This window comes from Patulibacter sp. (assembly GCF_030655195.1).
In the GTDB taxonomy this organism is placed as follows: Bacteria; Actinomycetota; Thermoleophilia; order Solirubrobacterales; family Solirubrobacteraceae; genus Patulibacter.
The window spans coordinates 1-7,347 of the sequence record NZ_JAURWA010000135.1 but is presented as its reverse complement, the minus strand read 5'-3'; the positions used below and the strand labels follow the sequence as shown (position 1 = coordinate 7,347).

Sequence of the window (7,347 nt, the reverse complement as noted above, 5' to 3'; positions counted from 1 at the left end):
GCCCTCGGCCTCCGCCGCGGCCCCCGGGGCCGCCGTGCCCGCGCTCGCCGTCGCCCGGACCGCCGTGCTCGCCGACGGGCGCGCACCGGTGGTGCCGGGACCCGTGCTCGGTCGGCCCGTCGGGCTCGCCGTGGCGGTGGCGACCGGGACCGCGTCCGCCGGACCCGTCGGGGCCGTCGTGCCGGGGATGGCGCGGGCCGCGATCCCCGGAGCGCGGACCGGACGGGGTGCTGCTGATGCTGAATCGAACTGCGTCCATGAGGACACTCCTTCTCGTTGGTGTGCCATCACGATATATCGCTTCAACCGATACGTCAATAGCGCGATATATCGCGATGCCCCGCCTGTCGACGCGCACGGTGCGCCGACGGTCTCCCGGCGGCGGCGCGGTCGTGCCGTTCAGCGCAGGCGGCGGACCACGCGGACCACGCCGGTCGGGACGCGATCCGTCCGGCGCACCGTGACCGTCGCGCGGTACCGACCGGCCGGAAGCCGACCGACCCGGAGACGCACGGCCCCGACCCGCGCGGCCTTCGCGGAGCCCCGGGCCTGACGGCGCCAGACCGTCCCGCCGGCCCGGCGCACGGCACGGTCGAGGACCACGCGCACCGTCCCGGCTGCCGGCATCCGCACGACCACGCGGGAGCGCGACAGCGCGACCTGCGGACGGGGACCCGGCTGAGGCTTGCCGGCCGGTCGCAGGCTCGCCCCCGGCGGCAGGACCTCGTCGGTCCACACCGGGAGGGTCCCGGAGCCCACGCGGCGCTCGCTGCCGATCGGGCCGTCGACATCGATGACGTAGAGCGCGTCGTCGTAGCCCGGGTCCTGCCGGTGGAAGACGATCCTCCGCCCGTCCGGCGACCAGGCCGGTGCGTCGTCCGTCGCGTAGCCGACCTCGAACTGCGGCGACAGCCAGTGCGCGAGCGCGCCGGTTGCCCGGTCGAAGACCGCGATCCGGCCCGCCTGACCGAGCCGCTGCATCGCCGTCGCGACCACCCATCGCCCGTCGGGGGACAGCTCGGGATCCACGAGGCCGTAGCCGGGGAGCGCCGCCACCGTGCGGGTGACCGCCCCCGAGGCCGACGCCTCGACGATGGTGTCCAGGCGCGAGGTCCCCTCGGGCAGGAACTGGAGCGTCGGCGGGAGCGGGTTGTAGCTGCCGAGGAGGAGGTCCGGCCCCGCGTAGTCGGAGAAGCCGACCCCGGGCGTCCGCGTCAGGCAGCGGCGGTCGCCGCCGTCCGTCGTCGTGATCGTGCAGATCTTCGGTCCGCCGTCGCGGTCGTACCAGCGGGACTGCACGACGAGCGCGCGGCTGCCGTCGGGCGCCAGGTCGACCATCGTGCCCTCGGGATCGATCCGCTGCGGTCCCGTCCCCGCGGCCGGCCGGACCACCCACGCCGACATCGGGCTGCCGAGCGGCGCCGTCAGCGTGTCGTAGCCGAGGACCTTCCCGTCCCTGGAGCCGACCGGGGTCCCGTAGGTCGCGAGGTTCAGCCCGTCGGTGGTGATCGTCGTCCGATGGCGGCCGTCGCCGTCGACGCGGCAGAGCTGCGGCTGGCACCGCGAGAAGATCCAGCCGTCGTCGGCGGCGGACGGCGCGGCGGTCGCCCCGAGCGCGACGAGGACGAGCGCGACCGGCGCCGCGATGCGTCGGTGGGCCGCGCGGAGGACTGGGTGATGAGGGGACGACATGGCGGGCCCGGGACGAGGAGCAGGACGGCCCGCAGGCTACCCGCCCGGGGCCTGACCTTCGCCGAGGTCGCACCGATGTCCGGTCCGCGTCGCCGTCTCCACGGCGGCGACCCGCGACGGCGGCGCGACGGGGCGCGGCCCACGCACGACGACGGGCGGCCCGTGGGCCGCCCGTCGTGTGCTGAATCGGATTCCGAGATGACTCGGGAAGCTGCCCGCGACCACCGGTCGGCGGTCGTCGGGCGGGTGCTGCGCGGTCGCCGCCCGAAGGCGGCGGGCCGCTAGTACCGGTAGTGGTCCGGCTTGTACGGGCCCTCGACCGGGACGCCGATGTAGGCGGCCTGCTCGTCGGTGAGCTTCGTCAGCTTGACGCCGAGGGCGTCGAGGTGCAGACGCGCGACCTTCTCGTCGAGGTGCTTCGGCAGGACGTAGACCTGCTTGTCGTAGTCCGAGTTCTTCGTGAACAGCTCGATCTGGGCGATCGTCTGGTTCGTGAAGGAGTTGGACATGACGAACGAGGGGTGACCCGTCGCGTTGCCGAGGTTCATCAGGCGACCCTCGGACAGGACGATGATCGAGTGACCGTCCTCGAAGACCCACTCGTGGACCTGGGGCTTGACCTCGACGCGGGTGATGCCCGGGGTCGACGCCAGACCGGCGATGTCGATCTCGTTGTCGAAGTGACCGATGTTCGCGACGATCGCCTTGTTCTTCAGCGACCGCAGGTGCTCCTTGGTGAGGATGTCCTTGTTGCCGGTCGTCGTGATGACGATGTCGGCCTCCTCGATGACGGACTCCAGCGTGGTGACCTGGTAGCCCTCCATCGCGGCCTGCAGCGCGTTGATCGGGTCGATCTCGGTGATGATCACGCGAGCGCCCTGGCCACGGAGGGAGTCGGCGGAGCCCTTGCCGACGTCGCCGAAGCCGCAGACCACGGCGCGCTTGCCGGCGATCATGACGTCGGTCGCGCGGTTGAGACCGTCGATCAGCGAGTGGCGGCAGCCGTAGAGGTTGTCGAACTTCGACTTGGTGACCGAGTCGTTGACGTTGATCGCCGGGAAGAGGAGCTTGCCCTCCTTGGCGAGCTCGTACAGGCGGTGGACGCCCGTCGTGGTCTCCTCGGTGACGCCGAGGATGCCGTCGGACAGCTCGGTGTAGCGGTTCGGGTGCGTCGGCAGCGAGGCGGTGAGGAGGCTCAGGAAGACCTTCTCCTCCTCGGTCTCACCGGTGGACGGGTCCGGCACGGCGCCGGCGAGCTCGAACTCGCGGCCCTTGTGCAGGAGCATCGTGGCGTCGCCACCGTCGTCGAGGATCATGTTCGGACCCTCGGCGCCCCAGCCGGCGACGACCTGCTCCGTGCACCACCAGTACTCCTCGAGCGTCTCGCCCTTCCAGGCGAAGACGGGGACGCCCTGGGGATCCTCGGGCGTGCCGTTCGGGCCCACGACGACGGCCGCGGCGGCCTGGTCGTCCGTGGAGAAGATGTTGCAGCTGCACCAGCGGACCTCGGCACCGAGCGCCGTGAGCGTCTCGATGAGGACGGCCGTCTGCGTCGTCATGTGCAGCGAGCCGATGATGCGGGCGCCCTTGAGCGGCTGCGCGTCGGCGAACTCGCGACGGGTGGACATCAGACCGGGCATCTCGTGCTCGGCGAGGTCCATCTGCTTGCGGCCGGCGGCGGCCAGGTTCAGGTCGACGACCTTGTAGTCGTTCTTCTGAATGACGGTGCTCATAGCGTCTCCGTGAGGTTCGTGGTGGCGGTGGTGTCGGCGCGACGTGCGGCCTCCGCCACCAATCGCTCGTGCTTGTCCTGCTCCCACGTCAGCCAGTCGTCGACCGGGACGTGGGCGGGGCGCGCCGGCTCAGCCTCGAGCCAGTCCTCGACCGCCGTCCGCAGCACGTCGTCGTGCTGCAACCGGCGGGCGAAACCGACCTCCCCGAGAGCCAGCCCCTGCTCGTCCAGCAGGCCGCGCAAGGTGCGCAGGCGCTGGAGTTCGCCAGGGCCGAACAGGCGGTAGCCGCCCGTCGACCGCTCGGGCTCGACGAGCCCCATGCGTTCGATGTAGCGGAGCATCCGCGGGCTCCAGCCCGTGGTCTCCGCCGCCTCGTGAATAGTCAGTGCGTCCATGCGGGACTTCGTAACCTTACCACGGTCGTGTCAAGGTTACGACCGGGTCTACGGGGCGGGGGGCTCGATCGGTTGCGTCGACCGTCGCCGCCGGGGACGGCGGCGGACGACGCCCGGGGTTCGGGCCGCGTCCGCCGCCCCGGTCCCTAGGCGGTCACGGGCGCGTCCACCCCGAGCCGCTCCGCGAAGAAGTCGAGCGTGCGGTCCAGCGCCTCGCGGGTCGGGTGGCCCGGGACGTCCTGCAGGTCGACGGTCACGACGGAGTGCGCCACGACGGAGTTGCCGTGCGGGTTGCCCCGGGAGGAGTCGATCTCGACGGCGAGGAAGCGGTCCCCGAGCTCGTGGCGCAGGCGGTGGAAGCGCTCTCCCGGCGACAGCCTGTCGCCCGTGAACCGCAGCGCCAGCAGGCACGAGCCGTCGGCCGCGCGCGCCTTGACCTTCGCGAGCGTCGCGTCGTCCACGCCGAGGTCCGCCCGGTGGCGCTTCGTGAGACCGACCGGCAGCGAGGGCTGGCTGAGGACGGGGGCCAGCACCCAGTCGTCGGCCATCATCGCCAGGCCGAAGCCGCCGGTCAGGCACATGCCGATGACGCCGATGCCCGGCCCGCCGGCCCGCTCGTGCTCCGCGCGCCCGAGCGCCCGCAGCCAGTCCGTGACGGGCGACTGCCGCCGCAGCCCGAACAGGTTGAACTCCTTCGACACGCAGACGTGCGCGAACGTGCGGGCCAGGTTGCGCGGGTCGCGCGACGCGCCCTCGACCCGGCCGAACAGGTGCGGCAGGACGACGGAGCAGCCGCGGTCGACGACCCGGTCGGCGTAGGCGATCACCTCGGGCGTGATCCCCGGCACCTCGGCGATCACCAGGACCGCCGGCCCCGACCCGCGCCGATAGACGTCGTGCGTCGTGCCCTGGTGGGTGAACGTCCCGCGCTCGTACCGCTCGATGCCCATGCTGTCCTCCGTCGGTGGGCGCCGATGCTACCCGCGGTCGCATCGCCCGTCGGCGGCGTGCCGGCCGGCGCGTCGGGCAGCGGCCCGTCCCGCTCCCCCGCGGGCCCGCACCTGCCATCGTCCCGCGCATGGAAGACGCGCTGCCCGATCCCGGGCTCGAGGCCCCCGAGACCACCACGTTCCGCGGGCTGGTCGACGGCGAGGAGGTCGGCACCGGCAGCCTGACCCTCCGCACCGAGGGCGACCGGGAGCTCGTCCAGGGGATCTCGGGCGAGGCGTTCGGCCGGCTGACCGGCACCGTGGAGACGCGGTTCCGCCGCCGCTCGGGCGTCCTGCTCGCCCAGTCCCAGTCGATCGAGCTGCGCGACAAGGACCGCGAGGTCTTCACCGAGTCCGCCGCGTTCCGCGACGTCCAGGTGCCGCAGATGGGCGGCGACATCTCGGCCTACCCGCGCGAGATGGTCCCCGCCCCCGCCCTCGCGCTCGCGCTGCGCGTGCTGCCCCTGGCGGACAAGGCGAAGTTCGTCCCGCCCGTGTGGCTCACCGCGATCGTGCACTGGCCGCTGGACGTCCGCGTCGAGAAGCGCGAGAAGGTCACCGTCCCCGCCGGCAAGATCGACGCCTGGCGCGTGCGCCTGCGCCCCAGCCTCGTGTCGGTCGCCCAGGCGCTCGACGAGCTCTCCGCGACCGTCGTCCCGCCCGTGGTCGCCCACGTCAGCGTCGACGGGCAGCGCCTCGTCCGCCTGGCGTTCCCGACCGGGCCCGCGCGGACCGACCCTCCCGGCCTGATCGAGGCGACCGACCTCGGCTGAGGACGACGTGCGGCGCATCGTCGTCCTCGGGGTCGACGTCGGGACGACGGCCACGAAGACGACCGCGTTCGCGACGGACGGCGCGGCGCTCGCCGGCGCCGCCCACCCCTACCCGCTCGACGTCGCCCGGCCGGGGCGCGCCGAGCAGGACCCGGAGCTCGTCCTCGGCGCGGTGCTGCGGACGATCCGGACGACGGCGGCGGCGTGCCGGGAGCTGGACCTCGACGTCGCCGGCATCGCGGTGTCGACCGCCATGCACGGGCTCTGCGCGCTCGACGGCGACGACCGCCCGCTGACGCCGGTCCTCACGTGGGCCGACACGCGCGCGAGGGCGCAGGCCGACGCGATCCGCGCCGCCGACCCCGGCGTCCACGACCGCACCGGCACGCCGGTCCACCCGATGGCGCCGCTGGCCAAGCTCGCGTGGTTCCGCGACGAGGACCCGCGGACGTTCGGGGCGGCGCGGCGGTGGGTCGGCGTGAAGGAGCTCGTCCTGCACGCCCTGACCGGGCGGTGGGCGATCGACGCGTCCGTCGCCTCGGGCACCGGGCTCTGGAACGCCTCGACGCGCGACTGGGACGCGGGCGCGCTGCGGCTCGCCGGGATCGACGCCGGGCTCCTCGCCCCCGTCGTGGCCACGACGACGATCCTCGGGGGCCTCACCGCCCACACCGCCGCAGCGGTCGCGCTGCCCGGAGACACCCCGGTGGTCGCAGGCGCCGGCGACGGACCGCTGGCCAACGTCGGCGTCGGCGCCCTGCGGCCCGGGCTGGCGGCGTGCTCCATCGGCACGAGCGGGGCGCTGCGCCTGACCGTCGACCGACCGGGCGTCGACCCGCGGCGGCGACTCTTCAGCTACGTCCTGGACGACGGGCGCTGGGTCACCGGCGGGGCGATCAGCAACGGCGGATCGGTCCTGCGGTGGGTGGGGGACGCGCTCGCGCCCGACCTCGGCAGCGGCGCCGAGGACGCGCTGCTGGCCCTGGCGTCCGACGTCCCGGCCGGCTCGGACGGGCTGGTGCTGCTGCCGTCGCTGCTCGCCGAGCGCGCGCCGACGTGGCGGGGCGACGCGCGCGGGGCGTACGTCGGCCTGACCGCCGGGCACGGCCGCGGCCACCTGGTCCGGGCGGCCGTCGAGGGGGTCTGCCTGCAGCTGGCCCTCGTCCTGGAGTCCCTGCGGGAGGCCGGCCACGCGGTCGACGAGCTGCGGGCCACCGGCGGGTTCGCGCGCAGCCCGTTCTGGCGGCAGCTGCTGGCCGACGTGCTCGGACTCCCCGTCGGGTTCCCCCAGCAGCACGACGGCTCCGCCCTGGGCGCCGCGGTCGTCGGCATGCACGCCCTGCGCCTCGTCGACGACGCGGACGACCTCGCCGGCCGGATCGCGATCGCCGAGACCCGCGTGCCCGACCCCGCGACCGCCGGGCGCTACGCAGCGCTCCTCCCGGTCTTCGCCGGCCTGCAGGACGCGCTGGAGCCCGGGCTGCGGGACCTGCGGCGCCTGTCCGGCGACGCCTGAGGCGCGGACGCGGCGGCCGCGCGCGGCCCCTCCATCCGGCGCCGTCCCGGGCCCGGGGTGCGAGGATCCCGCCCACCACGCCGGACCGTCGTCCTCGACGTCACCGGCGCGACCCGGCGGCCCGCGGCGCGCGGTCCCGGCCAGCGACCCCCAGGAGCACCCATGTCCGCCCGCCCCTCCGCCCCCGCCCGCCCAGTGACGGCCCGCTCAGCGGCGGTCCCCGCCCGCCCGGCGACGGTCCCCGGTCCG

At 74.4% G+C, this 7,347-nt stretch carries 6 protein-coding genes; 2 read left to right on the top strand and 4 right to left on the bottom strand.

Annotation, left to right across the window (positions count from 1 at the left end; translation table 11 throughout):
* Positions 1-399 precede the first annotated feature (399 nt).
* From Q7T67_RS15070 to Q7T67_RS15055, 4 genes are all read right to left on the bottom strand, one after another.
* Positions 400-1,692 (bottom strand): hypothetical protein, encoded by a 1,293-nt coding sequence (locus Q7T67_RS15070; protein ID WP_304791288.1) that lies wholly within the window; start codon positions 1,690-1,692, stop codon positions 400-402.
* Positions 1,693-1,973: 281 nt separating this feature from the next.
* Complete coding sequence (ahcY, locus tag Q7T67_RS15065; RefSeq protein ID WP_304791285.1) at positions 1,974-3,425, bottom strand: adenosylhomocysteinase; 1,452 nt, start codon at positions 3,423-3,425, stop codon at positions 1,974-1,976.
* Positions 3,422-3,820 (bottom strand): MerR family transcriptional regulator, encoded by a 399-nt coding sequence (locus Q7T67_RS15060; RefSeq protein WP_304791282.1) that lies wholly within the window; start codon positions 3,818-3,820, stop codon positions 3,422-3,424. The genes ahcY and Q7T67_RS15060 overlap by 4 nt, the downstream gene beginning before the upstream one ends.
* 146 nt (positions 3,821-3,966) lie before the next feature.
* Positions 3,967-4,770, bottom strand: coding sequence for a dienelactone hydrolase family protein (locus Q7T67_RS15055; RefSeq protein WP_304791280.1), 804 nt, complete (start codon positions 4,768-4,770; stop codon positions 3,967-3,969).
* Between the two features lie 128 nt (positions 4,771-4,898).
* Here Q7T67_RS15055 and Q7T67_RS15050 point away from each other — a divergent pair, with 128 nt between their 5' ends.
* Positions 4,899-5,582: a hypothetical protein gene (locus Q7T67_RS15050; RefSeq protein WP_304791277.1), complete on the top strand. Its 684-nt coding sequence runs from the start codon at positions 4,899-4,901 to the stop codon at positions 5,580-5,582.
* 7 nt (positions 5,583-5,589) lie between these two features.
* Positions 5,590-7,098, top strand: a complete 1,509-nt coding sequence (locus tag Q7T67_RS15045) for a gluconokinase (protein WP_304791274.1) — start codon at positions 5,590-5,592, stop codon at positions 7,096-7,098.
* Positions 7,099-7,347 lie beyond the last annotated feature (249 nt).

Bases quoted from the DNA above. Each gene is read 5' to 3' on its own strand.
- Q7T67_RS15050 (WP_304791277.1), top strand. From the start codon at position 4,899: ATGGAAGACGCGCTGCCCGATCCCGGGCTCGAGGCCCCCGAGACCACC.
- Q7T67_RS15055 (WP_304791280.1), bottom strand. From the start codon at position 4,770: ATGGGCATCGAGCGGTACGAGCGCGGGACGTTCACCCACCAGGGCACG.
- ahcY (WP_304791285.1), bottom strand. From the start codon at position 3,425: ATGAGCACCGTCATTCAGAAGAACGACTACAAGGTCGTCGACCTGAAC.
- Q7T67_RS15060 (WP_304791282.1), bottom strand. From the start codon at position 3,820: ATGGACGCACTGACTATTCACGAGGCGGCGGAGACCACGGGCTGGAGC.
- Q7T67_RS15070 (WP_304791288.1), bottom strand. From the start codon at position 1,692: ATGTCGTCCCCTCATCACCCAGTCCTCCGCGCGGCCCACCGACGCATC.